This is a genomic window from Rhodococcus wratislaviensis (assembly GCF_041228765.1).
Taxonomy (GTDB): Bacteria; Actinomycetota; Actinomycetes; order Mycobacteriales; family Mycobacteriaceae; genus Rhodococcus_F; species Rhodococcus_F wratislaviensis.
Genome location: NZ_CP150488.1, coordinates 324,107 through 349,818 on the forward strand (window position 1 = coordinate 324,107; position 25,712 = coordinate 349,818).

Genomic DNA, 25,712 nt, shown 5'->3' on the forward strand with positions numbered 1-25,712 from the left:
TCGGAGGGAGCGCTCGTCACCGGTCCGGACGAATTCTACCGACGGTCGCGCTCGGCTGCCGTTCCCCGCGGGACCGTGCGGACGTGCGCCCGCTCGCCCTGAGGACCGAACAGGCTGAGGATCTCCACCGGTTGCGGTCCGGGGTTGCCGAACCAGTGCGGGACGTGGGTGTCGAACTCCGCAACCTCCCCCGGCGTCAGGATCACATCGTGTTCGCCGAGCAGCAGTCGCAGCCGGCCGGACAGCACGTACAGCCATTCGTAGCCCTCGTGGACCTGCAGGTTCGGGACGACGTTCGGGTCACCCGGCGGGATCACGTGCTTGAACGCCTGGATCCCGCCGGGCCTGCGGGTCAGCGGGATGATCGTCGTGCCGTTGCGCTCGAGGGGCCGCAGATGAACGCGGGGGTCGCCGGTGGCGGGTGCGTCGACGAGTTCGTCCAGGGGCAGCTGATGGGCGCGGGCCAGCAGGAGCATCAGCTCGAGCGTGGGTTTGCGCTGGCTGGACTCGAGCCGCGACAGGGTGCTCACCGAGATCCCGGTGGACTCGGAGAGCTGGGCGAGGGTCGCCCCGCGCTCCTGTCGGAGAGCTTTCAGCCGCGGTCCCACGGCATCGAGGACGCCGTCCAGATCGGGTACGTCGTCGTTCACACCACCATGTTGCCACAGCGGCAAACATACTTGCCAGTTTCGCGGTCTCCCCGGACAGTGGACATCACGAGGTCGACGAGCGAAGGAGAACGCGATGAAAGACAGTTACGACGTAGTGGTCGTCGGCGGTGGCGCAGCCGGACTCGGCGGGGCACTGGCCCTGTCGCGAGCACGGCGATCGGTGCTCGTGATCGACGCCGGCTCCCCGCGCAACGCGCCGGCCGGGCACATTCACAACTACCTCGGCCGCGAGGGCACCCCTCCCGGTGAACTACTGGCCATCGGACGCGAGGAGGTCGCCGAGTACGGCGGCGAGATCGTGACCGGCACCGTCACGTCCGCCGACAAGGTCGGGGACGGCGAATTCCGGGTGACGCTCGCCGACGGCGCGACCGTACGGGCGCGGAGACTGCTGGTGACCACCGGCCTCGTCGACGTGCTCCCCGACATCCCCGGGGTGGCCGAGCGATGGGGACGCGACGTCCTGCACTGCCCGTACTGCCACGGCTGGGAGGTTCGCGACCAGCCGGTCGGCGTCCTGGCCGGCAGTCCGCCGGCGGTGCACCAGGCGCTGATGTGGCGTCAGTGGACCGAGGATGTGACGTTGTTCCTCGACGACGCGAACGAACCGACCGGCGAGGAGTACGAGCAGCTCGCCGCACGCGGGATCGCCGTGATCGACGGCGGTGTGGCCGGACTAGAGGTGCAGGGTGACCGGCTGACCGGTGTGCGGCTGCGCACAGGTCAGGTCTTCCCACTCACCGCCGTGGTGGTCCCGCCCCTGTTCAGGGCCCGCGCCGACTTCCTCACGAGCCTCGGCCTGGACACCACCGAGATGGAGATGGCCGGACACGTGATCGGCACCGCCGTCGCCTCCGACGCGACCGGCGCCACCGCGGTTCCGGGGGTGTGGGTGGCCGGTAACGTCGCCGACCCGAAAGCGCAGGTGATCGTCGCCGCCGGAGCCGGCCTGAGCGCTGCGGCAGCCCTCAACGCCGACCTCGTCGCGGAAGACACCCGCCTGGCGGTCGCCGGAGCGCTCAGCCGGTAGCCGACACCGTCGCCTCGTGGACCACGCGGTGCGCGGGCAGGATCGAGTCACGCTCCGCGTCGGCGTCCCCCTCGCCGCCGATCAGCCCGACGTAATGCGCGAGCTGGGCGGCGAGGGGTTCGTCGCTGTAGCGGAGGGTGGGGATCTCGATCACCGTCTGCTGCTTGTAGCCGTCGCGGTCGGCGGGCAGGTCGTCGTCGATGTGCCGGTAGATGGTGATGTCACGGCGCAGGAGGTCGATCTCGATCAGGCGGTCCGGCTCCAGCAGCGACAACTGCCGGACCTTCCGCTGACTCACCCGGCTGGCCGAGATGGTGGCCACCGCACCGGATTCGAATCGCAACACCGCCTCCGCACAGTCCTCGGCCTCGTTCCGCCGCGAACTGTCGTGGAAGTACCCGAACTCGGCCTTCACACCGACCGGCGGTGATCCGACGAAACCGATCGCGAGGTCGACGTCGTGGATCAGCAGGTCGGTCGCGACGCCGGTGGGGATGCGGGAGACGAACGGCGAGTGCCGGATTCCGTTGACCTGCCACACGTCACCGGCGAATTCACGTGCCGTCCGGACCGCCGGGTTGAACCGCTCGAGCAGGCCGCACATCAGCGGGACACCCGTCGCGGCGGCGCGTTTCACCAGATCCGTGCTCTCCTCGTACGTTGCGGCGAGCGGCTTTTCGACGAGCAGCGGCTTGCCGAGGTCGAGGACGCGGCCGGCCAACTCGTAGTGGGCGGGTGTCGCCGCCGCGACGACGGCGGCGTCGATGCCGTCCAACTCGTCGAAATCCGCAGCCCATGCGGTGTCGAACCGTGCGGCGACCTCCCGCCCGTGTTCCTCACGCGGTTCCACGAGCAGGGCGAGGTCACACAGCGGCGACTGCGCGAGGACGCGGGCGTGCAGCGAACCCATCCGGCCGGATCCGACGAGCGCGATCCGCGGTCGCGTGGACGTCATCACGCCTCCATCGCCTCGCGGACCGCGGCGACGATCCGGTCGACGTCGTCGGTGGAGAGCGCGGCATGGACGGGAATGCTCAGGCACCGGCGGGCCACGGATGTCGCGATGGGCGTCGGCGACGCGATCACCCGGGGATGCTCGCGGTAGCAGTCGTAGTCGTAGACGGTTCTCGGGTAGTAGACACCGCTGCCGACTTCCCGATCGCCCAGACGCTGCGCGAGGGTGTCGCGGTCGATCGGCGCATCGGGTGCGAGGATCACGGTGAACTGGTGCCACACGTGCCCGCGGCCCGCGAGTTCCGAAGGCAGAACGAGACCTTCGACGTCCTTCAGACCGGTCCGCAGCGCCTCGGCATTGCGCCGGCGCGACTCCACCTGTTGCAGATAGGAACCCAGCTGCGGCAACCCGAGACTGGCCTGAAGATCCGTCATCCGGAAATTCTGGCCCGCCATCTCGTACTCGTAGCGGCGTCGCATGCCCTGATTCCGCAGCACCCGCACCCGGTCGGCCACCGCGTCGTCGTCCGTCGTGACCATGCCGCCCTCGGCGGTGGTGAGATTCTTGGTGGCATAGAACGAGAAGCAGCCGAGCCCGAAACTGCCCGCACCCTTGCCGTCGAACGTGGCACCGTGCGCCTGCGCGGCGTCCTCGACGACGGCCAGTCCCCGGGACTCGGCCAGCGGCATCAGCGCACCCATGTCCGCGGTCTGCCCGTACAGATGCACCGGCATCAGCACCCGGGTGCGGTCGTTCACGCACTGCGCCACGACGTCGGGGTCGAGCGCGAAATCGGTCTCCCCGATGTCCGCGAATCGTGCCGTCGCGCCGGAGTCGAGGATCGCGTTGAGTGTGGCCACGAACGTGAAGGGGGTGGTGAGCACCTCGTCGCCCGGCCGGAGATCCAGCACCCGCAGTGCCGCGATCAGCGCGGTGGTGCCACTGTTGACGGCCACGGCGTGCCGGGTGCCGACGAGTTCGGCGAACCCCTCCTCGAACCTCGCGACCTTCGGTCCCTGCGCGACCATCCCGGATCGCAGGGTGTCGAGAACCTCGCGCTCGACGTCCTCTCCGAAAGAGATACTCGAGATCGCGATCACGGTTCCTCCGATAGATTGACGTGCGTTCACACCGTCTTCACAGATTGCACCCACTTGAAGGTTCCCACGGTCTGCACGGCTCCTGGAAGGAATCGCCAACTTTCATGACCATCGGTGAAAACTGCGAGATCCACCCGACCGTCGTGATAGGCGACGGCGTCACCGTCGGGGACCGGGTGAGCATCGGACCGTATGCCGTCCTCACCGGCCCGCTCGACATCGGCGACGACTGCTGGATCGGCGCCCACGCGACGCTCGGGGCGCCGCCGGAGTGGATCGGGAAGACGCATCCCCGCACGTGGACGGAGGTCAGTCCGCATCAGGGTGTCGTGATCGGCGCGGGCACGGTCATCCGGGAGATGAGCGCCGTCCAGCAGGGCGCGGAGCGGCCGACGACCATCGGCCGCGGCGGATTCGTCATGAACCACACGTCCGTCGAGCACGACGTCCGGATCGGCGAAGACTGCGTCCTCTCGCCGTCCAGCACTCTCGGCGGCCACGTGACCCTCGGCGACGGTGTCAATCTCGGCATGAGCGCGGTGGTGCATCAGCGGCGGGTGATCGGTGCGCGCGCAATGGTCGGGATGGGATCGGTCGTCGCCAAGGACATTCCGCCGTTCGCCACGGTGTTCGGCAACCCCGCCGCCCTGCGCGGCACCAACCGGGTGGGCATGAGCCGCGCCGGGATCGCCGACCGCGACATCGCGGCCGTGGCGACGCTGTACGCCTCGGGGCGGCTCGACGCCGACGCGGAACTCCCGAACTCACTCGCCGACGCGTTCGCCTGGTGGCGGGAACTGGCGGCGAAACCGCTCGTTTCCTGATCCGGCGCCCTCCGATTGCTATCGTCGGAAACGAACGCTGCACCGCCGCAGCGCACTGCCGGTGAGGGGGTGGCTCTCGTGGACGCCGATCCCGAGATCGTCCCGGACCGTGGCGGTCGCGCCGTCCTGATGAACGCGCTGCGGATCCTCGTCACCCTCGCGATCGTCGTCGCCATCGTGTTCGCCGTGAAATCGCAGTGGGCCGAGGTCAGGGACACGATCACCCAGCTGGACTGGTGGGCGCTCGCCATCTCCGCGGTATTCGTCTTCCTCGGCATGGGCGCGGCGGTGCGCGCGTGGCAGCACGCGCTCGGGGCCCTCGAACACCCGATTCCCGCCTTCGACGCCGCCCGCTGCTACCTGGTCGGTCAGCTCGGCAAGTATCTGCCGGGCAGCGTGTGGGCGTTCGTCCTCCAGACCGAGCTCGTGCGCCGGGCCGGGGTGTCGCGGGCCAACGGATTCGTCGCCGTCCTCGTCACCGTCGGGCTGAGCATCACATCGGCGCTGGTCGTCGGGCTGCTGGCGCTGCCGGCCCTGTTCCATATCAGCACGGTCGCGGCGGTCGCGGTGATCGTTCTCGTCCCGATCGCTCTCGTCTGCTGCTATCCACCGGTCCTCACCCGGCTGGTGAACCTGGCCCTGCGGATCCTGCGGCGCGCCCCGCTGCAGCGGCAACTGACCATGCACAAGATCGGGCGGGCCCTCGGCTGGTGCGCCGTCAGCTGGGTCCTCTACGGCGTGCATCTCTGGTTCCTCGCGTCGAGCTCGGCGGGATTCGAGGCGGGCACCCTGGTGCAGTGCATCGGCGCGATCGCCCTCGGCATGTGCGCCGGTGTGCTGGTGGTCGTCGCGCCGTCCGGCATCGGGGTCCGCGAGGCCGTCGTCGTCGCGGCGCTGTCCCCGTTCATGGACAGCGGGGTCGCTCTCGGGCTGGCTCTGGCGTCACGCCTGGTGTTCACGCTGTGCGAGGTGCTCGCCGGCTTCGTCGCCGCGATCGCCGGTTCGCGTTCGCTGCGCAACGCCCTCGTCCACGAGGATTCGCGGGTACCGCAGCCGTCCTGAGGAGACCGCGATGACGGACGCCTGGGAGATCGATCCCGCGTACGAGCTCTACATCGGCCGCTGGAGCCGGCTGGTCGCGTCGCTGTTCCTGCGGTGGCTGGCCGCCGGCCCGGGCTGTGCGTGGTGCGACGTGGGTTGCGGGACCGGCGCCCTCGCCCACACCGTTCTCCGCACGGCGGATCCGGCGCGGGTGGTCGGAGTCGAACCGTCGCAGCCCTTCGCGGCGTCGGCTCGCGCCGCGACGGACGATCCGCGTTTCGAGGTCCGGTCGGGCACCGCCGAATCCGTCCCCGCCGAGGACGGCGAGTTCGACCGGGTGGTGTCCGGGCTGGTTCTCAATTTCGTTCCCCGCCCCCACGAGGGGCTCGCCGAGATGCGCCGAGTCACGCGGGCCGGCGGGACGGTCGCCGGGTACGTGTGGGACTACGCCGACGGAATGCAGATGATTCGCGCGTTCTGGGACGCCGCGCGCGAACTCGACGAGGCCGCCGCGGACCTCGACGAGGGCGTCCGCTTCCCGCTCTGCCGGCCGCAGCCTCTCCGAGATGCACTGTCCACGGCGGGGCTGATCGGGGTGGAGGTGCACCCTCTCGACGTTCCCACCGTGTTCGCCGACTTCGACGATTTCTGGCGGCCGTTTCTGGGCGGCCAAGGGCCCGCGCCCGGATACTGCATGTCCCTGCCCGCCGGGCGCCGGGACGAGCTCCGGGACCTGCTCGATGCCCGACTGGGCCGCGATGAGGCAGGCCGCATCGCGCTGACGGCGAGAGCGTGGGCGTTCCGCGGAACCGTCAGCCGATGACGGATTCCGTGGCCGCGTACGCCTTCTCCGCGGATTCCTTCTGCGCCCGCCACCACGATTCGTTGTCGCGGTACCACCGCACCGTGGCCTCGAGCCCGGTGCGGAAATCCTTGTACTGCGGCGCCCAGCCCAGTTCGGTGCGCAGCCGCGTCGAATCGATCGCGTAGCGCAGGTCGTGGCCCGGGCGGTCGGTGACGAAGTCGAGGTCGCCGGCGTCGCGGCCGAACAGCTCGAGCAACGTACCGACGACGGTCCGGTTGTCGACCTCGCCGTCCGCGCCGATCAGATACGTCTGACCGAGACTCCCCTTCTCCAGGATCGTCCAGACGGCCGCGTTGTGGTCGTCGACGTGGATCCAGTCGCGCACGTTCTTCCCGCTGCCGTACAGGCGGGGGCGCACCCCGTCGATCAGGTTGGTGATCTGGCGCGGAATGAACTTCTCGACGTGCTGGTACGGGCCGTAGTTGTTGGAACAGTTCGACAGGGTGGCCCGCACCCCGAACGACCGCGCCCACGCCCGCACCAGCAGGTCGCTGGACGCCTTGGTGGCCGAGTACGGGCTCGACGGGTTGTACGGGGTCGACTCGGTGAAGCGCTCGGGGTCGTCCAGTTCGAGGTCGCCGTACACCTCGTCGGTGGAGATGTGGTGATACCGGACGTCGTGGGCGCGGACGGCCTGCAACAACGAGAACGTGCCCATCACGTTCGTCTGCACGAACGGCGTCGGGTCGGCCAGCGAATTGTCGTTGTGCGATTCGGCGGCGAAGTGGACGACCGCGTCCGAGTCCGCGACCAGACGATCCACCAGCGCGAAATCCGCCACGTCGCCGTGCACGAACTCGATGCGGTCGGCCACCGGGTCGAGCGACCGCAAGTTGCCGGCGTACGTCAGCGCGTCGAGCACCGTCACCTGCACGTCCGGCCGCTCGGCCACCGTCTGGTGCACGAAGTTCGCACCGATGAACCCGGCGCCGCCTGTCACGAGAAGCCTCATGTGCACCCACCCTAGTGGCGCTCCCGAGTTTCTATCCGACGCGAACACTGGAACACTGCGCACATGCGCGGAATCATCCTGGCAGGCGGCACCGGGTCCCGGTTGCACCCGATCACTCTCGGAGTGAGCAAGCAACTGGTCCCGGTCTACGACAAGCCGATGATCTACTACCCGCTCTCCACCCTGATGCTGGCCAACATCCGGGACATCCTCGTCATCACCACCCCGCATGACGCCGAGCAGTTCCGACGGCTCCTCGGCGACGGCTCCCAGTTCGGGGTGAACCTCACGTACAAGGTGCAGGAGGAACCGAACGGCCTGGCGCAGGCGTTCGTGCTCGGCGCCGACCACATCGGCGGCGAGTCCGTGTCCCTCGTGCTCGGCGACAACATCTTCTACGGCCCCGGCCTCGGTTCCCGGCTGAACCGCTTCGAGAACATCGACGGCGGCGCCGTGTTCGCCTACTGGGTGTCCGATCCCAGCTCCTACGGTGTGGTCGAATTCGACGACACGGGCCGAGCCATGTCGATCGAGGAGAAGCCCGCCACCCCGAAGTCGAACTTCTCGATCCCCGGGCTGTACTTCTACGACAACGACGTCGTCTCGATCGCGCGCGACCTGAAGCCGTCGGACCGCGGCGAGTACGAGATCACCGACGTCAACCAGGCGTACCTGCAGGCCGGACGGCTGCAGGTCGAGGTGCTTCCCCGCGGAACCGCGTGGCTCGACACCGGCACCGTGGATTCACTGCTCGAGGCGTCGAACTTCGTGCGCACGCTCGAACATCGGCAGGGGCTGAAGATCGGCGTCCCGGAAGAGGTCGCGTGGCGCCGCGGGTTCATCACCGACGCCGAATTGTGTGCCCGCGCCGAAACTCTCGGCAAGTCGGGGTACGGCGACTATCTCCTCGAACTGCTCGAGCGCGGCAAGGACTGGTGACGTGGAATATCGGGAACTGAAGGTTCCGGGCGCCTGGGAGATCACTCCGCGGCAGTTCGGCGACGACCGCGGCGTGTTCCTCGAATGGTTCAAGGGCTCGGAGTTCGAGGCCGCCGTCGGGCACAGCCTCGAACTCGCGCAGGCCAACTGCTCGGTGTCCGCCGCCGGCGTCCTGCGCGGCATCCATTTCACCGACAACCCGCCCGGGCAGGCGAAATACGTCACCTGCGTCAAGGGTGCGTTCCTCGACGTCATCGTCGACCTGCGGGTCGGGTCGCCGATGTTCGGGCAGTGGGATTCGGTGCTCATCGACGACGCCGACCGCCGCGCCGTCTACCTTCCGGCCGGTGTCGGCCATGCGATCCTGTCCCTCGAGGACGCGTCGACCGTGATGTACCTGTGCTCGATCGAGTACACCCCGGCCCTCGACCACGACCTCCATCCACTCGATCCCGAACTGGGAATCGACTGGCCCACGGTGGGCCGGGACGGCAGCCCGCTGACGTTCCAGCTGTCCGAGAAGGATTCGGCCGCGCCGTCTCTGAAGCAGGCCATGGACGCCGGGGTGCTGCCCGCCTTCCCCATGTGAGTGGCATCGCGTCCCCGAGCACACGATGCCACTCACATGGGGTGGCAGGATGCGAACATGACGACTGACATCAGCGAGCGGCTGGAGGTCCGGCGGGCCGTCGCCGCGGACCCTGCGACCATCTTCGGCCTCCTCTGCGACCCCGAGGGACACGTGGCGATCGACAGCTCCGGGATGCTGATGTCCGCGGAAGGCGACCGCGTCACGGCGGCGGGCGACACGTTCGTCGTGCACATGGACCGCGACGCGTTGAACGACTTCGACCTCGGTCTCTACGACGTGACGGTGACGATCGAGACGTTCGTACCCGACCGGGAGATCTCCTGGAAGGTCCTCGGTCAGATCCGGCCGCAGATCGGGCACGTGTACGGCTACCGGCTCGAGCCGATCGACGAGGGAACGATGGTGACGTCGTTCTACGACTGGTCGTCCATCGACCCGTTCTGGCGCGAGGCCGGGATCTTCCCGGTGATTTCCGAGAACGCGTTGCGCGCGACGCTCGGCATCCTCGCGCGCACGGTCGCCCCCGGGCGTCCGCGACCGCAAATCGATCCACAGAATTGAAACGTGTTCTAGTATCGAGGGCGTGAACTTCGTCGTCGTCGACCACCCCCGGCCGGGCATCGCCCTGGTGACGCTGAACCGTCCGGAACGCATGAATGCGATGGCGTTCGACGTGATGATCCCGTTCCGCGACGCGCTGGAGGAGATCAGCAACGACAACTCGGTGCGCGCGGTGGTGATCACCGGCGCGGGCCGCGGCTTCTGCTCCGGTGCCGACCAGCGGTCCGCGGGCACGCTCCCCCACGTCGACGGCCTCGCCCCGCCGACCGTCGCCCTGCGGGCCATGGAGATGCTCGACAACGTGGTGCTCTCGCTGCGCCGGATGCACCAGCCGGTGATCAGCGCCGTCAACGGGGCGGCCATCGGAGGCGGCCTGTGCCTGGCGCTCGCCTCCGACATCCGGTTCGCGGCGGAGGACGCCTACTTCCGGGCGGCGGGCATCAACAACGGGCTGACCGCGAGCGAGCTGGGCCTGAGCTACCTGCTGCCGCGGGCGATCGGTTCGTCCCGGGCGTTCGAGATCATGCTGTCCGGGCGGGACGTGCACGCCGACGAGGCCGAGCGGATCGGGCTCGTGTCGCGGTGCGTGCCCGGCGAGGACCTCCTCGACGAGTGCTTCGACCTCGCCGAGCGCATGTCGCGGTTCTCCCGGCCGGGCCTGGAACTGACGAAGCGCACGCTGTGGTCCGGCCTCGACGCCGCCTCCCTCGAAGCCCACATTCACCAGGAGGGGCTCGGACAGCTGCTGGTGCGGCTGCTGACCGACAACTTCGAGGAGGCCACCGCGGCGCGGAAGGACAAGCGCGAACCGCAGTTCCGGGACCGGCGTTAGAGCTCCCTAGGCCCGGGACAGCGACGCCGCCGACGGCGCGAACTCGCGCAGGGTGAACGAATTCGACACGACCGCACGCAGTTCGGCGAGGCCACCGGACAGCACACCGGCCGCGCGCGCCTGCACCAGGACGTTGCCGAGGGCGGAACCCTCGACGGGTCCGGCGACGACGGGCAGCCCGGTGGCATCCGCCGTCAGCTGGCACAGCAGGGCGTTCTGGGATCCGCCGCCGACGACGTGCACCACGTCGATCGGTGTGCCGGTGAGTTCGACGAGCGACTGCACCGACCGCCGGTACGCGTCCGCGAGACTGTCCATGACACACCGGATCACCTCGGCCGGACCGTCCGGCACGCGCTGACCCGTCCGGGCGCATTCGGCGGCGATGCGGGCCGGCATGTCGCCCGGCGGCAGGAACACCGGCAGGTCCGGGTCGACGACGGAGCCGAGGTCGGTCAGCGCTTCGGCGTCCTCCAGCAGTTCCGGCAACGACACCTCGAGCCCGTCGGCCTGCCACTGCCGCATCGACTCCTGCACCAGCCACATGCCCATCACGTTCCGCAGCAACCGGGTGGTGCCGTCGACGCCGGCCTCGTTGGTGAACCCCGCCGCCTGCACGTCCTCGGTCCTGACGGGACCCGGCAGTTCCGTTCCCACCAGCGACCACGTCCCCGACGCGATGTACGCGAACCGCGTGCTCGCGGCGGGGACCGCGACGACGGCCGACGCCGTGTCGTGGCTGCCGACGGCCACCACCGTCGGGGGACGGTCCTTGGCGCCGATGTCTTCGGCGACGTCGGGCCGGACGGGTCCGATCGCCGCACCGGGCTCCGCCAACGGTGGCAGCAAGCGGTCGTCGAGGCCGAGCCGGGTGACCAGCGCACGGTCCCAGTCGCGGCTCACCGGATCGAGCAGACCGGTGGTGGACGCGTTGGTCACCTCGCCGACGCGAACCCCGCTGAGCCAGTAGGCCAGAAGGTCGGGGATCATCAGCATCTGCTCAGCGACGTCGAGCCGCTGCGCGCCGCTCTCCCGCTCCGCCAGCAGCTGATACACCGTGTTGAACGGCAGTTGCGCGATGCCGTTGCGCTCGAACAACTCCCGATCCGGTATCGATGATCGCACATCGGCCGCGACTCCCCACGTCCGCTGGTCGCGGTAGTGGTACGGCATCCCGAGGAGGGAACCGTCACCGCCGAGGAGCCCGTAATCCACCGCCCACGTGTCGATTCCGATCGACACGAGGACGTCACCGCGGGCCTCGGCCTCCGTTGCCGCGGCCCGCAGCCCGTCCAGCACACCCCGGTAGAGTCCGGCCAGATCCCAGTGCAACGATCCGCCCAGCCGCACCGGGCGGTTGGGGAAGCGCGCGACCTCGTCGAGGGTGATCACACCGTCGGCGACGCGGCCCAGCATCACCCGCCCGCTGGACGCGCCCAGGTCGATCGCCGCGAACGCGTCCATCAGCGCAGGAACGCCGCAGCGACACCGGCATCCACCGGGATGTGCAGTCCGGTCGTGTGTGTGAGGTCGCCGCCGGTGAGCGCGAACACCGCGTTGGCGACATGTTCGGGCAGCACCTCTCGCTTGAGCAGGGTGCGCTGTGCGTAGTACTCGCCCAGCTTCTCCTCCTCGACGCCGTACACGGCGGCCCGCTTGGCACCCCAGCCGCCGGCGAAGATGCCCGAACCCCGCACCACGCCGTCCGGGTTGATGCCGTTGACGCGGATGCCGTACTCGCCGAGTTCCGCCGCGAGCAGACGCACCTGATGCGCCTGGTCGGCCTTCGTCGCCGAGTACGCGATGTTGTTGGGGCCGGCGAACACCGAGTTCTTCGAGGAGATGTAGACGATGTCGCCGCCCATCGCCTGGGCGGTCATCACCCGCGCCGCCTCCCGCGACACCAGGAACGAGCCCTTCGCCATCACGTCGTGCTGCAGGTCCCAATCCTTCTCGGTGGTCTCGAGCAGCGGCTTGGAGATGGACAATCCGGCATTGTTGACGACGAGATCGACTCCGCCGAACGCCAGGACCGCGGACTCGAACGCCGCGGCGACCTGGTCGGCGCTGGTCACGTCCGCTGCCACGCCGACGGCGACGTCGCTGCCACCGATCTCGGCGGCGGCCTCGGCCGCTTTCGCCTGGTCGAGGTCGGCGATGACGACGCACGCACCCTCCGCGGCGAGGCGCTGTGCGATCGCCTTGCCGATTCCCGACGCCGAACCGGTGACAAGGGCGACGCGGGTGGCGAGCGGTGCCGGCTTCGGCATGCGAGCCAGCTTCGCCTCCTCGAGGGCCCAGTACTCGATGCGGAACTTCTCCCGCTCGTCGATCGGCTGGTACGTGGAGATGGCCTCGGCGCCGCGCATCACGTTGATCGCGTTGACGTAGAACTCGCCGGCCACCCGCGCGGTCTGCTTGTTCGCGCCGAACGAGAACATCCCGACGCCGGGGACCAGGACGATGGCCGGGTCGGCGCCGCGCATCGCCGGGCTGTCCGGTTCCGCGTACTCGGTGTAGTACCGGGCATAGTCCTCGCGGTAGGACGTGTGCAGTTCACGCAGTCGCGCGGTGACGTCCGCGAGCGACGCGGTCGGCGGCAGGTCGAGGACCATCGGCCGGACCTTGGTGCGGAGGAAGTGATCCGGGCACGACGTGCCCAGCGCCGCGAGACGCGGATGCTCCTGCGCCGCAAGGAAGTTCAGCACCTCCTCACTGTCGGTGAAGTGCCCCACCTGCGGGCGATCGGTGGAGGCCAGTCCACGCAGCAGCGGGAACAACGCGGCGGCGCGGCGGCGGCGCTCCTCGGAGGGCAGTGCCCCGTAGCCCGCGACCGCGGGGCCGAACGGCTCCTCGCGGCCGTTGTCGGCGATGAACTGTTCGGCGGTGCGGATGATCTCGAGCGAACGCTGCTCGCACTCCTCGCTCGTCGACCCCCACGCCGTGATGCCGTGACCGCCCAGGATGCAGCCGATCGCCTGCGGGTTCGCCTCCGCGATGGCCGAGATGTCGAGGCCCAACTGGAAACCGGGGCGGCGCCACGGCACCCACACCACGCGGTCGCCGAAGCACTTGCGGGTCAGTTCCTCACCGTCCGCGGCGGTCGCGAACGCGATGCCGGAATCGGGGTGCAGGTGGTCGACGTGCGGCGCGTTCACCAGACCGTGCATGGCGGTGTCGATCGACGGTGCGGCGCCGCCCTTGCCGTGCAGGCAGTAGTCGAACGCGGCGACCATGTCGTCCTCGGCGTCGAGGCCCGGGTAGACGTCGGTCAGGGCGCGGACCCGGTCGAGGCGCAGCGCGGCGAGACCGGCGGGCTTCAGCGTGCCGAGGTCTCCGCCGGACCCCTTCACCCAGACCAGTTCCACCTCGGCGCCGGTCACGGGGTCGATGTCGGTGCCCTTGGCGGAGGTGTTGCCGCCCGCGTAGTTGGTGTTCCGAGCGTCGGCGCCCAGTCTGTTGGACCGTGCGATCAGTTCGGCGATGGTGCTCGTGGCGTTCACTTCGTGTTTCTCCCTCGAGATTCTTGACTTCAGACCCGGATGAATTCGATGCCGAGCAACTCTGCTGCGGCCTTGATCGCGCCGGCACGGTGCCCGACGCACAACGCCCAGTGGTGACCGGTTCCGGTGGCGCTCCACTCGTCCGTCCACTCCCCCGGATCCCGGCCGAAGTCGACCCGGGACGTGGTGTTGCCGATGGCCAGGAGTGGTCCGGGAACCACTTCGCCCTCGGACGCGATGAACGAGTACGAGCCGTCGCGGTTCTGCCCGACCGCGAAGGTCGTGACGGGCCCGTGGGTCACGTCGAACTCGACGCTGACGCCGTATCCCCGCTTGCCGTGGTAGACACCGAGACCGCGGAGCAGCGGTTCGGCGGACGAGATCTGCAGATGGGCCGGCCCGTCGTGCCCCATTTCGACGACGCCGTCGCGGAAGTTCAGTGCCTGCAGTTCCGTGAACGATCCACCGGCGCCCATCCGATCCGAGACCAGCATCGCGACCGCGGTGCGAATGTCGTATTCACCGGCCAGCGGAATACCGCGGGCGGTGAGCAGGGACGCTCCGAGAATCATTCCGGCGCCGAGCTGTTCGTGCAGTTCACCGTCGAGCCCGCGGTGGTAGTACGCCATCGCGTCGAGCGCGAAGTCCGCGACGAGGCGGTCGAGCCCGACGGACACCCTGGCTCCCCAGGCGAGATCGTCCGGATCCACCGAACCGTCGAGCGCGAAAATCTCTTTCGCGAGCGCGATGCGGTCGGCCGTCTCACGATCGGTGACCGCGTCGACCCGCACCCGGAGGTCGTCGAATTCGAGCACCTCCACGTGCGCGCCGAACTGGGACGACAACAGGGTCATGTCGGTCGAGATGTCGAGCATCCCGGGGTACAGGTGACCCATGAGTCCGAGCCGGCCGTGCCGCAGGGCGGCCCGTGCCGAGGCGGCGCTCACCCAGGCGCCGATGCGCCGCCAGGCGTTCTCGTCGTGCAGGTACCCGGACACCGACCGGAAGTCGATGCCGCTGCGCCGGAACACGTTCGCGACCTCCGGCAGCGGGCACTGCCCGCAGTAGGCCAGCCACGTCCCCGTGTCGGTGTTCGCGTGATCCATCGCCTCGGTCGGCTGCAGATCGATCAGCAGCACCGGTACGTTGGTCCGCTGCGCGATCGGCAGCACCATCGACGACGTCAGGTAGGTGGTCAGGAAGATCACCACCAGGTCGCAGTCGGCCTGCCTCAGCGTCTCGGCCGCGACGGCGGATTCCTGCGGGTCCGAGACGAAGCCGGCATCGACGACCTGGCAGTCCTGCTCCTCGAATCGGCCCGTCACGTACCGGGCGGACTCCTGCAGGACGCCCCGGAGGCCGGGGAACTGCGGCCAGTAGGCGCCGAGCCCACCCGACACCAGTCCCAGCCGGGTCTTCCGGGGACGCACGCGGTCGAGGCGGGCGGGCACGGCGTGTGCCGTCGTCGCGGTCGTCATGCGCCCCAGCTCGCCTGGTTTCCGCCGACCCGCTCGCGCTCGATCCGCTCCAGGTATCCGGAGCGCGCGAATGCGCCGATCGGGTCGGCGTCCCTGCCCTGCGATTCGCGCAGTTCGGCCAGCAGCGGCCGGACGTCGGTGTTGTACCCGTCCATCAGCACCGCGTGGGCACCGAGCACGTCACCCGACTGCTGGGCCGCCTCGAGTGCGTCCCCGTCCACGAGCAGAGCCTTGGCCGTGGCTTCCTGGACGTTCATGATGGACCGGATCTGGCCGGGGATCTTCGGCTCGATGTTGTGGCACTGATCGAGCATGAAGTTCACCCCGGAGTCCGGGAGATGCGCGCCCGCCCGGACGATCTCGTGCATGATCCGGAACAGCTGGAACGGGTCCGCGGATCCGACGATCAGGTCGTCGTCGGCGTAGAAGCGGGAGTTGAAATCGAAGGCGCCGAGCCGTCCCTGCCGGATCAGCTGGGCGACGATGAATTCGATGTTCGTCCCCGGTGCGTGATGACCGGTGTCCAGGACGACCTGTGCCTTCTCGCCCAGCGCCAGGCAGTGCAGCAGCGACGTTCCCCAATCGGGTATGTCGGTGGTGTAGAAGTACGGCTCGAAGAATTTGTACTCGATCAGCAGGCGGTGATCGTCGTCGAGTTCGGCGTAGATCTTCTGCAGCGAATCGGCGAGCCGATCCTGCCGGGCGCGGATCGAATCCTGGCCGGCGTAGTTGGTGCCGTCGGGCAGCCACAGCTTCAGATCCTTCGAGCCCGTGGCCCGCATGACGTCAATGCACTCGACGTGGTGGGCGACCGCCTTCGCCCGGATCTTCGGGTCGGCGTTGGTGAGCGACCCCAGCTTGTAGTCGTCGTCCTGGAAGACGTTGGAGTTGATCGCCCCCAGCGACACCCCCTGATCGGCGGCGAACGCGGCGAGCTTGCCGAAGTCGTCGACACGGTCCCACGGGATGTGCAGCGACACCCTCGGCGCCGCCCCGGTCACCCGGTGCACCTGTGCGGCGTCCTCGATCTTCTCGTACGGGTCGCGCGGGACGCCTGCCGTGGCGAACACCTTGAATCGGGTCCCGGAATTCCCGTATGCCCAACTGGGCACTTCGATTCCGAAGTCGGCGAGGGCGGAGATGTCGCCGGCCGTGCGCCGAGTGTCAGTTGCCGTCATGGTGAATCATCCTTCGGTGGAGATCGTGTGGTCGAGATGGGTGTGAAGCTGGGCGTCCAGGTCGAAGATCTCGGTGAGGAGCGTGAATCCCTCGTCGGGGGCCACACCGTCGAGCGCGAAGAACGGCGCCATGTCGTGTTGCCAACGCCGGTTGACGTCGGTGCGCGCCATCGCCGCCTGTGCCTGTTCGAGATCGGCCGACTCGACGTAGCCGACGATCAGCCCGTCCGGCCGGATGTGCAGCGAATAGTTGTGCCACCCGCTGGCTTTCAGGGCCTCGAGCATCTCCGGCCAGACCTGGGCGTGACGGCGAACGTACTCGTCGATCCGGTCCGGCCGGAGTTGCAGGGTGAAGCAGTACTTGTTCATCGGACGGTTCAGAAGTTGTACTGGTCGATGGTGTTCGCGTCGAACACGGTGGGCGGGCCGAGCACGACCTCGCCGCCTGCGCCGATCGTGTACTCGCCGAGCTTGCCTGCCGTGAACTTCTGCCCCTCGGCGCCGGTGATCTGACCGGACGCCAGCGCGGCACCGGCGTAGGCGGAGAGGTAGCCGATGTTGGTCGGGTCCCAGAGGGCGAACTCCTTGACGGTGCCGTTCTTCACGTACTCCCGCATCTGGTTCGGGGTGCCGAGTCCGGTGAGCACGATGTTGCCCTTGTAGCTCGACGACGAGATGTAGCGCGCCGCCGCGGCGATGCCGACCGTCGTGGGCGACACGATCGCCTTCAGGTCGGGGTACGTCTGCAGGAGGCCCTGCGTTTCCTGGAACGACTTCTGGTCGTCGTCGTTGCCGTACACCGTGGCCACCAGCTCGATGTTCCGGTACTCCGGCTTGCTCGCGAGCTCGGCCTTCAGCACCTCGATCCAGGCGTTCTGGTTGGTGGCGTTGGGGGTGGCGGACAGTACCGCGATCTTGCCGGTGCCGCCGATCTGCTCGCTGGTCATCTTCGCGAGCGTCTCACCGACACCCTGGGTGGTGGCCTGGTTGATGAACAGGTCGCGGCAGTCCTCGGCCGCGTCCGAATCGAACGTCACGACCTTGATGCCGGCGTCGCGGGCCTGGTTCAGCGACGGGCACACGGCGTTGGGATCGTTGGCCGCGATGTTGATCACGTTCTGGCCCTGCTGGATCAGCGTGTTGATGTAGGACACCTGCGAGGACGCGCTCGCATCGTTGGGGCCGACGAGCTTGTACTCGCCGCCGAACTCCTCCACTGCGGTCTTGCCGCCCCCGACCTCGATGTCGGAGTACGGGTTGTTGAGCTGCTTGGGGAGGAACGCGACCTGCAGACCGTCCTGGATCGGCGCGTCGGGGTTCGCGGTACCGGTGGCGCGGTCGCCACCGCCCGAGTTCGACGCCGAATCCTGGGTGGTGCCGCCGCAGGCCGTCAGTCCGATCGAGACTGCGACGATCCCCGCCAGGGGAACGAAGGTCCGGCGGAATCGGGTCATGGTGGATCCTTTCCTCGTGTTCGCGTCACTGCGAACGCTGAAGTGAGAAAGAGCTGTGGAGCAGGGGAATTCAGGAGGCGTTCTGCAGCTTTCGACGCTGCGCGGATGCCCGCACGGTCTTCAGCAGGTTCGGGAGCAGAACGGCCACGATCAGGAGAACGCCGGTGACGATGGTGAGCGCCTCGTTCGAGATGTCTTCGAGGCGCAGCGCGTTCTGCAGCGTGGCGAGCAGCACCACCGCGGCGAGCACGCCGGCCAGTCGGCCTTTGCCGCCGAAGATCGACACCCCGCCGAGGAGCACAGCGGCGACCACGGCCAGTTCGAGACCGGATCCGTTGTCGGCCCGGGCGCTCGAGTACCGCAGACTCCACAGCACTCCGGCGAGGGCGGCGACCGCCCCGCACACCACGTAGAGCCAGAACTTCAGCCGCGCCCCGTCGATTCCCGCAAAGCGTGCGGCCGTGTCACTGGCGCCGGTGGCGTAGATGTCGCGGCCGAGCGGGGTGGCCTGGAGGATCACCGCGAACACGACAGCCGCCACGACCAGCGGAATGGCGAGATTGGGGATGGACGTGCCCCCGACGGTTCCCGTCACCCAGGACGTGTACGCACGCGGGAAGTTGGACACCGCCTGGTCACCGAGGAGGACGAACGCGAGCCCACGGAAGAGGGCGAGGGTACCGATCGTGACGGCCAGGGACGGCAGCCCCAGCTTGGCGACGAGGAAACCGTTGAGGGCACCGAGGACGCAGCCGAGCAGGATGCACATCGGGATGATCATCTCGATCGCGAAGCCGTTGTTCCACATCCAGCCCATCGCGGCGCCGCTCAGCCCCAGGACGCTCGCCACCGACAGGTCGATCTCCCCGGTGATGATGATGAACGTCATCGGCAGTGCGATCAGGAAGATCGGCGCCAGATCGAGGACGAGGAACGTGAAGTTCCGGCTGCTTCCGAAGTCGGGTTTGGTAACCGAGGCGGCCACCAGCACGACGACCGTGATGGCGATGATCGCCGAATCCCAGCCGGCAAGCAACTCGCGGACGCGGCTGACCGTCGACGTCCGACCCGCGGTGTCCGGCTGTGCGGTCGCCGCCGGCTCGATGGTGTCAGTCGACATGAGCGCTCCTCTTCCGAAGTTGCTGTGCGGCACGCACCGCGAGCAGCCGATCGGCCGCGATGGCGATGAGAATCAGCGCACCGACGATGGCCTGCTGCCAGAACTGGTTGATCTGGAGAACCGGCAGCGAACTGTTGATGGTGGTCAGGAGCAGCGCGCCGAGCGCGGCTCCCCAGACGGTGCCGACGCCACCGACCACGGCCACACCGCCTACGACAGCGGCCGCGATCACGTTGAGCTCGTAGCCGGATCCGGCGGCGGCGTCGACGGTCCCGAAGCGCGCCGCGAACATGACCCCGGCGATTCCGGCCATGGCCCCGGAGAAGACGAACGCGAGCAGGATGCGCTTGCCGACGGCGATGCCCGCGAGTTCGGCGGCGTGGCCGTTCGACCCGATGGCGTAGAGGTCGCGGCCGCTGCGGTACCGGCGGAGGTACACCCCGGCGAGGACGACCGCCACCATCGCGACGACGACGAGCACGGGGACACCGAGAAGTGTTGCAGTACCGAGCTTCAGGAAGTTCGACGGCATCTCGTCGGCGGTGATCTGCTCGCCGCCCGCCCACAGGTAGGCGATGCCCCGGAAGATGTACATCGTGCCGAGCGTGACGACCAGTGCGGGAACGCCGCCGAACCGCACCAGCAGCGCGTTGGCGAGTCCGCAGATCGCGCCGACCGCGATACCCGCGACAATCCCCACCACGATCGGCGCCCCGTCGGCGCCCTTCATGACACTGCCCGCGGCGAACGCCGACAGGCCGAGAACCGAGCCGACCGAGAGGTCGATGTTCTTGGTGATCATGACGACGGTTTGCCCGACCACCAGAACTCCGACGATCGATGCCGCCAGCAGGATGTCGCGAATACTCTGGGAGGACAGGAAATTGCTGTTCTGCATCGTGGTGACCACGACCAGCACGATCAGCGCGGCGAGGATGCCGAGCGAACGGACCTGCAGCACCTTCTCGATCAGGGACGGCCCCGCGTCCGACTTCACCGACGGCTTCGCGGCACCTGACGGCGCGACGCGGGTGGGTGCGCTCATGCGGCGGCCTCCGAACCCGTTGCAGCGAACATGATCTTCTCCTCGTCGGCCTCGGACCTGCTCAGTTCCGACACGATTCGTCCTTCCCTCATCACAAGGACGCGATCGGCCATTCCGAGCACCTCCGGCAGTTCGGAGGAGATCATCACGACAGCGACGCCTTCACTGGCGAGCGTCGAGATGATCCGGTGCACTTCGGCTTTGGTGCCGACGTCGATTCCGCGGGTGGGTTCGTCCACGATCAGGACGCTCGGCGCGGTGGCCATCCACTTGGCGAGCACGACCTTCTGCTGATTGCCACCCGACAGCACCCCGACGGGGTCGGTGATGCGCGAGTACTTGGTCTGCAGTTTCTTCGTCCACTCGTATGCCGACCGGCGCTCCCCTCCCCCGACGAGGAAGCCGAACCGCGCGAGAGCGGACGACCGCGTCAACGTGGCGTTGCGCTCGATGGACATGTCGAGGATCAGGCCCTGCTGGCGACGGTCCTCCGGGACGAGCGCCATTCCCGCGCGCATCGCGGCCTTCGGGTTGCCCTTGCGCAGGCTCTTGCCGCGCACCCGGACGTCTCCGCTGTCGCGGGGGTCCACACCGAACGCCGATTGCATGACCTCGGACCGGCCAGCACCGACCAGCCCGGACAGCGCCACGATCTCACCGGCCCGGACCTGGAAACTGATGTCGGAGAACACCCCTGCACGCGACAGGTTCTCGATCTCGAGGACGACGGCTCCCGGTTCCACGTCGATCTTCGGGAACAGCGCACCCAGGTCGCGGCCGACCATGCTGCGGACGAGGTCGTCGACCGACAGTCCCGCCAGCTCCGAGGTGGCGATGTGCCGTCCGTCGCGCATGACGGTGACCCGCTGGCACAGCGCGAAGATCTCCTCGAAGCGGTGCGAGATGAACATGACCGCCGCGCCGGACGCGCAGAGGGACCGGGCGACCTTGAACAGCCGCTCCACCTCGTTGCCGGACAGCGCAGCGGTCGGCTCGTCCATGACGATGACCTTGGCGTCGGTGGAGAGCGCCTTCGCGATCTCGACGAGCTGCTGGTCGGCGATCGAGAGTCCGCTGGCCAGCCGGTCCGGGTCCATCGGGACACCGAGACGGTCGAACAGCGCGCGGGCGGCGGTGTTCATCGCGCCGCGGTCGATCATTCCGAACCGGGCCCGCGGCTGGGTGCCGATGAAGATGTTCTCCGCGATGGTGAGGTCGGGGAACAGCGTCGGCTCCTGGTAGATGACCGCGATGCCCCGGGCCTTGGCGTCCGAGGGCGACCCGAGCGACACTTCCTCGCCGCCGACGAGGAGCGATCCGGTGTCGGGGCCGTGCACGCCGGCGAGCATCTTCACGATGGTCGACTTGCCTGCACCGTTCTCTCCGACGAGGGCGTGTGCCTCGCCGCCGTAGAGCGGAAACGACACACCCTGAACAGCAGCGACGTTGCCGAAGGACTTGGTGACGTCCCGAACTTCCAGCAACGGCACCGCAGGGGGGACGCTCATTCAGCACCTCCGATTGAAACGGTTCATTTCTCGTTCATGAAGCTAGGAGTGATAGGCGCCACAAGTCAAGTGGTTCGGCAGAGCCGGTCGCCGCCGTGACCTTATCGTTATAAAAGCACGCCAGGTCCATTACTGGCCGCCTCGCATCGTCTCGCCTGGCAGCCGGTGTTGATTCCGCCCGCGCGGACGGCGATACTGAGTCTGAAGCGATTCAAGAACGCCGGATTGTTCTCGGACACCGGCCGACGCGACAATGTGCGCTGTCGAACGAGCCGGCTGAAGGGGGAATCGAATGGCAGCGTCGATGCGCGAGGTCGCCGCACTCGCGGGCGTCTCGATGGGAACGATCAGCAACGTGCTCAATCACCCCGAACTGGTGTCCGAGGCGACCCGTCAGCGAGTGCACGCGGCCATCACCCAGCTCGGCTTCGTCCGCAACGACGCCGCCCGCCAACTCCGCGCCGGCCAGTCGCGGATGCTCGCCGTCGTCGTCCTCGACGCGCGCAACCCCTTCTTCGTCGACGTCGCGTCGGGCGCCGAGGAAGTCGCCGAGGCGAACGAACTGCTGATGGTCATGGTCAGCACCGGCGAATCGGAAGAACGCGAGAACCGGCAGCTCGGCCAGCTCATGGAACAACGCGTCCACGGAATCCTGCTCTGCCCCACCGGCGAGAGCACCCCCATGCTCGCCAACCTCGACCGTCAGGGCACACCCGTGGTCCTGCTCGACCGCGGGTCCCGCACACCCGGCCGATCCTCCGTCGCCGTCGACGACGTCCACGGCGGCCGGATCGCCGCCCGCCACCTCATGGAGCAGGGGCACCGGAACCTCGCGTTCGTCGGCGGACCCGACACCATCAGGCAGGTCCGCGACCGCCGGGACGGGGCGCTCAGCGCTGTCGCGGAGTCGGCGAGCACACGCATGCGCACCGTCGCCACCCGGTCCCTCAGCATCGAGGCGGGCGCCCAGGCGGCCCGCGAGATCCTGGCGATGTCGGGTGACGAGCGGCCCACGGCGGCGTTCTGCGCCAACGACCTGCTCGCACTCGGTGTGCTCCAGGAGTTCATCCAGCACGGCAAGCGCGTGCCCGAAGACCTCGCGATCGTCGGGTACGACGACATCGACTACGCCGCCGGCGCGGCTGTGCCGCTGACCTCCGTCGCCCAGCCGCGGAACGAACTGGGACGAGCGGCGGCCGAGCTTCTGCTCGATCAGGTCAACAATCCCGACACCCACCGGCACCAGCAACTCTCGTTCACCCCGACCCTCGTCGTCCGCGAGTCCACGGCCGCCTGCCCTGTGCGTGGTTGACGAGCGCCCGGACTCGTCAACCACGCACAGGCCGGGAGGCCTCAGGAGTATCTTTCGGACATGTCGAAGCCACCTCTGACACCGAAAGCCGCCGAGATGTTCGCTCGGCCCAATTACGCCACCATCGCCTGCGTCCGACCCGACGGCCAGCCCGTGTCCGTGGCCACCTGGTACCTGTTCGAGGACGGCAGGGTGCTGGTCAACATGGACGCCGAGCGTCGACGCCTGGACTACCTGCGCGGCGACCCCCGCGTCAGTCTCACCGCGATGGACCCCGACGACTGGATCACCCACGTCAGCGTCCAGGGCCGGGTGACCGAATTCGTCGACGACAGCGAACTCGCCGACATCGACCGCCTCGCCACGCATTACACCGGCAAGCCGTACCCCGTCCGCGACCGGAAACGGGTCAGCGCCTGGATCGAGATCGACACCTGGCACGGCTGGGGGTCGCTGAAACAGTCCTGAACCGACTCCGCGACGACGACATCCGGGCATGACGACGCCCCGCGCCGCAACGGTCCTCGCCGTGGCCACGGCGGTGATCGGCAGCCTGCTGCTGAGCGCACCACCGGTCCGCGAACCGGGACCGCCCGCGGCGACGGTCGCCCAGCCCGCCGCGCCTCCTCCGCCGCCGCCGCCGGTGGTCCTGACGCCGGAGGAGGTCGAGGCCAGGGTGATCCCGGCGATCGTCACGCTCGTCGCGGATTCGGGTCTCGTCGAAACCGCGGGCACGGGGATAGTGCTCACCCCCGACGGCGTCGTCCTCACCAACCACCACGTGATCGACGGCGCCCTCGACATCAGCGCGGTGAGCCTCGGCAACGGTGCGGAGTACGTCGCGGACGTACTCGGGTACGACAGCTCGCGCGATGTCGCGGTACTCCGGCTCCAGGGCGCGGGCGACCTCCCGGTGGCGACCCTCGCGAAGGACACCACCGTCGGCATCGGTGACCCGGTGACCGCGGTGGGTAACGCGGAGGGAGGCGGAGTTCCGGTGGCGGCCCGGGGGTTCGTGACCGACGTCGGGCAGACGATCACCGCCCGCAGTTCCACCGACGGCTCCCGGAACCGGCTGAACGGGCTGATCCAGATCGACGCGGCGGTACGTCCCGGCGACTCCGGCGGCCCCCTCGTCGACGCCACCGCCACGGTCGTCGGCGTCAACACCGCGGGCAACGCCGACTCCGACCCCACGAAACCGGCTCCCACCCAGCCGAGATCGTATGCGGTGCCCATCGATACCGCGATGACGATCGTCGATCAGGTCCGCGCCGGAACCCCGTCCGCCACCGTGCACATCGGCGACACCCCCCTCCTCGGGATCAGCGTCACCGACGACGCTCGGGGCGCCGAGGTGCTCTGGGTCAGCATCGGCACCCCCGCCGACGCCGCGGGCATCGAGATCGGCGACGTCATCACCGAATTCGACGGCACACCCGTCCGGTCCTCGGACGATCTCAGCGAACGCATGATCGCACGGCACCCCGGCGACGAGGTCGCGGTGCGCTGGTTCGACGACAGCGGACAACAGCGATCGACGACGATCGTGCTCGAGAAGGGCCCGCCGCGGTAGTCAGGCGGTCTTGTCCCGGGCGACACCGTCCTCCGGCCGCACACGCGTCGCGACGAAACGCGCGATACGCCGAAGCACCGCACGACTTTCCGGCAGACCGGGCCACAACGCCGGGAACGCGTGCACCTGGCCGTCCCAGATCTGCAGCGTCGTCGGAACACCCGCAGCACTCAGTCGATACGCCATCAGCTCCGAATCCGACCGCAGAACCTCACCTTCCGCAGCGACCAGCAGCGCAGGCGGCAGACCCTCGAGAGCCCCGTTCACGGGCGACAGCGCGGGGTCGAGCACGCCGTCCACCTCGCCACCGAGCTTGCCGATGGTGACGAGCGCCTCCACGGGCGCGAACACGTCGCGGGCAGCGTTGGCATGCACCAGTTTGTCGGCGCAGTCCAAGTCCAGCAGCGGCGACAGTCCGACCAGGCCGGCGGGCAGATCGACGCCCTCCTCGCGGGCCTTCAGCGCGGTCGCGAAGACGAGGAATCCACCCGCCGAGTCACCGGCGAACACCGTCCCGCCCGCGCGGGCTCCGTTCTCCAGCAACCACTTGTACGCCGTCAGGCAGTCGTCGACCGAACCGCTGATGTTCGTGTCGGGCAGTTGCCGGTAGCCGACGTGCATCACCGGCAACCGGGTCAGCTTCGCGATCGTCGCGACCACCGGCCGATGCGTGTTCAGCCCGCAGCACAGGAATCCCCCGCCGTGCAGATAGAGGACGACGCCGTCACTCAGATCCGGTGACACCCCCGGCGCGCGCACGATTTCCGCATCGAATCCGGGCAGTCGCACCTTCTGGCGGCGAATACCGGAAGCCGGACGGATCCCCGCAGCCATGTCCAGGAACGCGGCCCGGCGAATCGCCGATTCGTTGATCGGGGCAATCCGCACCACAGGCCGGAGAAACCACCTGCACGCCTGGTAGAGAACCTGGGATTCGATACTCGGCCCCGCGAGCCTCGCCCCCGAACGGTATTGGACGATCGGTGTCCCGCTCCGCTGCTGCGCGGACGGCTTGCGGTCGTTCGGCACAGATTTCATGCCTTCTCCCCTGGTCGCCGATACCCGTCGCCGTTGACGGATACGTAACTTCAACCTTGGAGTACCCGCCACGGTCGTGTATCACTCATGGTGGCTTCGGCCCCAAGTCGTTATGCCCGTTGCCCGAAATCGTTATCG

At 68.5% G+C, this 25,712-nt stretch carries 25 protein-coding genes; 11 read left to right on the top strand and 14 right to left on the bottom strand.

Annotated features, from left to right (window positions below):
- Positions 1-35 precede the first annotated feature (35 nt).
- Positions 36-650, bottom strand: coding sequence for a helix-turn-helix domain-containing protein (locus WKC72_RS01515; RefSeq protein ID WP_200887745.1), 615 nt, complete (start codon positions 648-650; stop codon positions 36-38).
- Between the two features lie 94 nt (positions 651-744).
- Between WKC72_RS01515 and WKC72_RS01520 the strand changes: the two genes are divergently transcribed.
- Positions 745-1,701: an NAD(P)/FAD-dependent oxidoreductase gene (locus WKC72_RS01520; RefSeq protein WP_112301611.1), complete on the top strand. Its 957-nt coding sequence runs from the start codon at positions 745-747 to the stop codon at positions 1,699-1,701.
- Here WKC72_RS01520 and WKC72_RS01525 read toward each other — a convergent pair.
- Complete coding sequence (locus WKC72_RS01525) at positions 1,691-2,656, bottom strand: Gfo/Idh/MocA family protein (protein ID WP_037228131.1); 966 nt, start codon at positions 2,654-2,656, stop codon at positions 1,691-1,693. The genes WKC72_RS01520 and WKC72_RS01525 overlap by 11 nt on opposite strands.
- A complete protein-coding gene (locus WKC72_RS01530; protein WP_370181541.1) occupies positions 2,656-3,756 on the bottom strand; it encodes a DegT/DnrJ/EryC1/StrS family aminotransferase in 1,101 nt (366 codons plus the stop codon). Before WKC72_RS01530 ends, WKC72_RS01525 begins: the two co-directional genes overlap by 1 nt.
- A 104-nt stretch (positions 3,757-3,860) precedes the next feature.
- On the opposite strand from WKC72_RS01530, the gene WKC72_RS01535 reads away from it, so the two are divergent.
- From WKC72_RS01535 to WKC72_RS01545, 3 genes are all read left to right on the top strand, one after another.
- Positions 3,861-4,580, top strand: coding sequence for a DapH/DapD/GlmU-related protein (locus WKC72_RS01535; protein ID WP_037228137.1), 720 nt, complete (start codon positions 3,861-3,863; stop codon positions 4,578-4,580).
- A 69-nt stretch (positions 4,581-4,649) separates the two neighbouring features.
- Positions 4,650-5,642 carry a YbhN family protein gene (locus WKC72_RS01540; RefSeq protein WP_370181542.1) on the top strand — a complete coding sequence of 331 codons (993 nt, stop codon included), beginning with the start codon at positions 4,650-4,652 and terminating at the stop codon, positions 5,640-5,642.
- A gap of 10 nt (positions 5,643-5,652) precedes the next feature.
- Complete coding sequence (locus tag WKC72_RS01545; RefSeq protein ID WP_370181543.1) at positions 5,653-6,444, top strand: class I SAM-dependent methyltransferase; 792 nt, start codon at positions 5,653-5,655, stop codon at positions 6,442-6,444.
- Here the strand turns inward: WKC72_RS01545 and rfbB are convergent.
- Positions 6,434-7,438: a dTDP-glucose 4,6-dehydratase gene (gene rfbB, locus WKC72_RS01550; RefSeq protein WP_370181544.1), complete on the bottom strand. Its 1,005-nt coding sequence runs from the start codon at positions 7,436-7,438 to the stop codon at positions 6,434-6,436. The genes WKC72_RS01545 and rfbB overlap by 11 nt on opposite strands.
- 63 nt (positions 7,439-7,501) lie before the next feature.
- Here rfbB and rfbA point away from each other — a divergent pair, with 63 nt between their 5' ends.
- From rfbA to WKC72_RS01570, 4 genes are read left to right on the top strand one after another with little or no spacing between them, the layout of a single operon-like run.
- Entirely contained in the window at positions 7,502-8,377 is an 876-nt protein-coding gene (gene rfbA / locus WKC72_RS01555; RefSeq protein ID WP_112301606.1) for a glucose-1-phosphate thymidylyltransferase RfbA, read from the top strand.
- Position 8,378: 1 nt separating this feature from the next.
- Positions 8,379-8,966, top strand: a complete 588-nt coding sequence (locus WKC72_RS01560; protein ID WP_268791980.1) for a dTDP-4-dehydrorhamnose 3,5-epimerase family protein — start codon at positions 8,379-8,381, stop codon at positions 8,964-8,966.
- 57 nt (positions 8,967-9,023) lie between these two features.
- Entirely contained in the window at positions 9,024-9,530 is a 507-nt protein-coding gene (locus tag WKC72_RS01565) for a polyketide cyclase (RefSeq protein ID WP_081792237.1), read from the top strand.
- A 22-nt stretch (positions 9,531-9,552) separates the two neighbouring features.
- On the top strand, positions 9,553-10,362 hold the full coding sequence (locus WKC72_RS01570) for an enoyl-CoA hydratase (RefSeq protein WP_370181545.1): 810 nt from the start codon (positions 9,553-9,555) through the stop codon (positions 10,360-10,362).
- A 6-nt stretch (positions 10,363-10,368) separates the two neighbouring features.
- Here the strand turns inward: WKC72_RS01570 and WKC72_RS01575 are convergent, their stop codons facing one another.
- The 9 genes from WKC72_RS01575 to WKC72_RS01615 all read right to left on the bottom strand — a co-directional run bounded on the left by WKC72_RS01575 (position 10,369) and on the right by WKC72_RS01615 (position 21,648).
- Positions 10,369-11,826, bottom strand: coding sequence for a rhamnulokinase family protein (locus tag WKC72_RS01575; RefSeq protein WP_370181546.1), 1,458 nt, complete (start codon positions 11,824-11,826; stop codon positions 10,369-10,371).
- The gene (locus WKC72_RS01580; RefSeq protein WP_370181547.1) at positions 11,826-13,865 is read right to left on the bottom strand and encodes a bifunctional aldolase/short-chain dehydrogenase; all 2,040 of its coding nucleotides are present in this window, start codon (positions 13,863-13,865) and stop codon (positions 11,826-11,828) included. Before WKC72_RS01580 ends, WKC72_RS01575 begins: the two co-directional genes overlap by 1 nt.
- A gap of 29 nt (positions 13,866-13,894) precedes the next feature.
- Entirely contained in the window at positions 13,895-15,343 is a 1,449-nt protein-coding gene (locus tag WKC72_RS01585) for an arabinose isomerase (protein ID WP_370181548.1), read from the bottom strand.
- Entirely contained in the window at positions 15,340-16,521 is a 1,182-nt protein-coding gene (gene rhaI / locus WKC72_RS01590; RefSeq protein ID WP_112301602.1) for an L-rhamnose isomerase, read from the bottom strand. The genes WKC72_RS01585 and rhaI overlap by 4 nt, the downstream gene beginning before the upstream one ends.
- 6 nt (positions 16,522-16,527) lie before the next feature.
- On the bottom strand, positions 16,528-16,890 hold the full coding sequence (locus tag WKC72_RS01595) for an L-rhamnose mutarotase (RefSeq protein WP_037228159.1): 363 nt from the start codon (positions 16,888-16,890) through the stop codon (positions 16,528-16,530).
- A gap of 8 nt (positions 16,891-16,898) precedes the next feature.
- Positions 16,899-17,975, bottom strand: coding sequence for a rhamnose ABC transporter substrate-binding protein (rhaS, locus tag WKC72_RS01600; RefSeq protein ID WP_037228161.1), 1,077 nt, complete (start codon positions 17,973-17,975; stop codon positions 16,899-16,901).
- Positions 17,976-18,045: 70 nt separating this feature from the next.
- Positions 18,046-19,095: an ABC transporter permease gene (locus WKC72_RS01605; RefSeq protein ID WP_370181549.1), complete on the bottom strand. Its 1,050-nt coding sequence runs from the start codon at positions 19,093-19,095 to the stop codon at positions 18,046-18,048.
- Entirely contained in the window at positions 19,085-20,140 is a 1,056-nt protein-coding gene (locus WKC72_RS01610; RefSeq protein WP_112301601.1) for an ABC transporter permease, read from the bottom strand. Before WKC72_RS01610 ends, WKC72_RS01605 begins: the two co-directional genes overlap by 11 nt.
- Positions 20,137-21,648 (bottom strand): sugar ABC transporter ATP-binding protein, encoded by a 1,512-nt coding sequence (locus WKC72_RS01615; protein WP_370181550.1) that lies wholly within the window; start codon positions 21,646-21,648, stop codon positions 20,137-20,139. The genes WKC72_RS01610 and WKC72_RS01615 overlap by 4 nt, the downstream gene beginning before the upstream one ends.
- 292 nt (positions 21,649-21,940) lie before the next feature.
- Here WKC72_RS01615 and WKC72_RS01620 point away from each other — a divergent pair, with 292 nt between their 5' ends.
- The 3 genes from WKC72_RS01620 to WKC72_RS01630 are packed head-to-tail and all read left to right on the top strand — an operon-like array spanning position 21,941 to position 24,536.
- Positions 21,941-22,960 carry a LacI family DNA-binding transcriptional regulator gene (locus tag WKC72_RS01620; RefSeq protein ID WP_370181551.1) on the top strand — a complete coding sequence of 340 codons (1,020 nt, stop codon included), beginning with the start codon at positions 21,941-21,943 and terminating at the stop codon, positions 22,958-22,960.
- A gap of 60 nt (positions 22,961-23,020) precedes the next feature.
- Positions 23,021-23,428, top strand: a complete 408-nt coding sequence (locus tag WKC72_RS01625) for a TIGR03618 family F420-dependent PPOX class oxidoreductase (RefSeq protein WP_037228172.1) — start codon at positions 23,021-23,023, stop codon at positions 23,426-23,428.
- Positions 23,429-23,456: 28 nt separating this feature from the next.
- A complete protein-coding gene (locus WKC72_RS01630; protein WP_370181552.1) occupies positions 23,457-24,536 on the top strand; it encodes a S1C family serine protease in 1,080 nt (359 codons plus the stop codon).
- Here WKC72_RS01630 and WKC72_RS01635 read toward each other — a convergent pair whose 3' ends face one another.
- Positions 24,537-25,574 (bottom strand): alpha/beta hydrolase, encoded by a 1,038-nt coding sequence (locus WKC72_RS01635; protein WP_268791988.1) that lies wholly within the window; start codon positions 25,572-25,574, stop codon positions 24,537-24,539. It abuts the gene before it with no gap.
- Positions 25,575-25,712: the final 138 nt, after the last annotated feature.

What these genes read in the sequence shown, in the direction of transcription:
- WKC72_RS01520 (WP_112301611.1), top strand. Translation starts at nt 745, where the DNA reads ATGAAAGACAGTTACGACGTAGTGGTCGTCGGCGGTGGCGCAGCCGGA.
- WKC72_RS01525 (WP_037228131.1), bottom strand. Translation starts at nt 2,656, where the DNA reads ATGACGTCCACGCGACCGCGGATCGCGCTCGTCGGATCCGGCCGGATG.
- WKC72_RS01535 (WP_037228137.1), top strand. Translation starts at nt 3,861, where the DNA reads ATGACCATCGGTGAAAACTGCGAGATCCACCCGACCGTCGTGATAGGC.
- WKC72_RS01545 (WP_370181543.1), top strand. Translation starts at nt 5,653, where the DNA reads ATGACGGACGCCTGGGAGATCGATCCCGCGTACGAGCTCTACATCGGC.
- rfbB (WP_370181544.1), bottom strand. Translation starts at nt 7,438, where the DNA reads ATGAGGCTTCTCGTGACAGGCGGCGCCGGGTTCATCGGTGCGAACTTC.
- rfbA (WP_112301606.1), top strand. Translation starts at nt 7,502, where the DNA reads ATGCGCGGAATCATCCTGGCAGGCGGCACCGGGTCCCGGTTGCACCCG.
- WKC72_RS01565 (WP_081792237.1), top strand. Translation starts at nt 9,024, where the DNA reads ATGACGACTGACATCAGCGAGCGGCTGGAGGTCCGGCGGGCCGTCGCC.
- WKC72_RS01575 (WP_370181546.1), bottom strand. Translation starts at nt 11,826, where the DNA reads ATGGACGCGTTCGCGGCGATCGACCTGGGCGCGTCCAGCGGGCGGGTG.
- WKC72_RS01585 (WP_370181548.1), bottom strand. Translation starts at nt 15,343, where the DNA reads ATGACGACCGCGACGACGGCACACGCCGTGCCCGCCCGCCTCGACCGC.
- rhaI (WP_112301602.1), bottom strand. Translation starts at nt 16,521, where the DNA reads ATGACGGCAACTGACACTCGGCGCACGGCCGGCGACATCTCCGCCCTC.
- WKC72_RS01595 (WP_037228159.1), bottom strand. Translation starts at nt 16,890, where the DNA reads ATGAACAAGTACTGCTTCACCCTGCAACTCCGGCCGGACCGGATCGAC.
- rhaS (WP_037228161.1), bottom strand. Translation starts at nt 17,975, where the DNA reads ATGACCCGATTCCGCCGGACCTTCGTTCCCCTGGCGGGGATCGTCGCA.
- WKC72_RS01605 (WP_370181549.1), bottom strand. Translation starts at nt 19,095, where the DNA reads ATGTCGACTGACACCATCGAGCCGGCGGCGACCGCACAGCCGGACACC.
- WKC72_RS01610 (WP_112301601.1), bottom strand. Translation starts at nt 20,140, where the DNA reads ATGAGCGCACCCACCCGCGTCGCGCCGTCAGGTGCCGCGAAGCCGTCG.
- WKC72_RS01615 (WP_370181550.1), bottom strand. Translation starts at nt 21,648, where the DNA reads ATGAGCGTCCCCCCTGCGGTGCCGTTGCTGGAAGTTCGGGACGTCACC.
- WKC72_RS01620 (WP_370181551.1), top strand. Translation starts at nt 21,941, where the DNA reads ATGGCAGCGTCGATGCGCGAGGTCGCCGCACTCGCGGGCGTCTCGATG.
- WKC72_RS01625 (WP_037228172.1), top strand. Translation starts at nt 23,021, where the DNA reads ATGTCGAAGCCACCTCTGACACCGAAAGCCGCCGAGATGTTCGCTCGG.
- WKC72_RS01630 (WP_370181552.1), top strand. Translation starts at nt 23,457, where the DNA reads ATGACGACGCCCCGCGCCGCAACGGTCCTCGCCGTGGCCACGGCGGTG.
- WKC72_RS01635 (WP_268791988.1), bottom strand. Translation starts at nt 25,574, where the DNA reads ATGAAATCTGTGCCGAACGACCGCAAGCCGTCCGCGCAGCAGCGGAGC.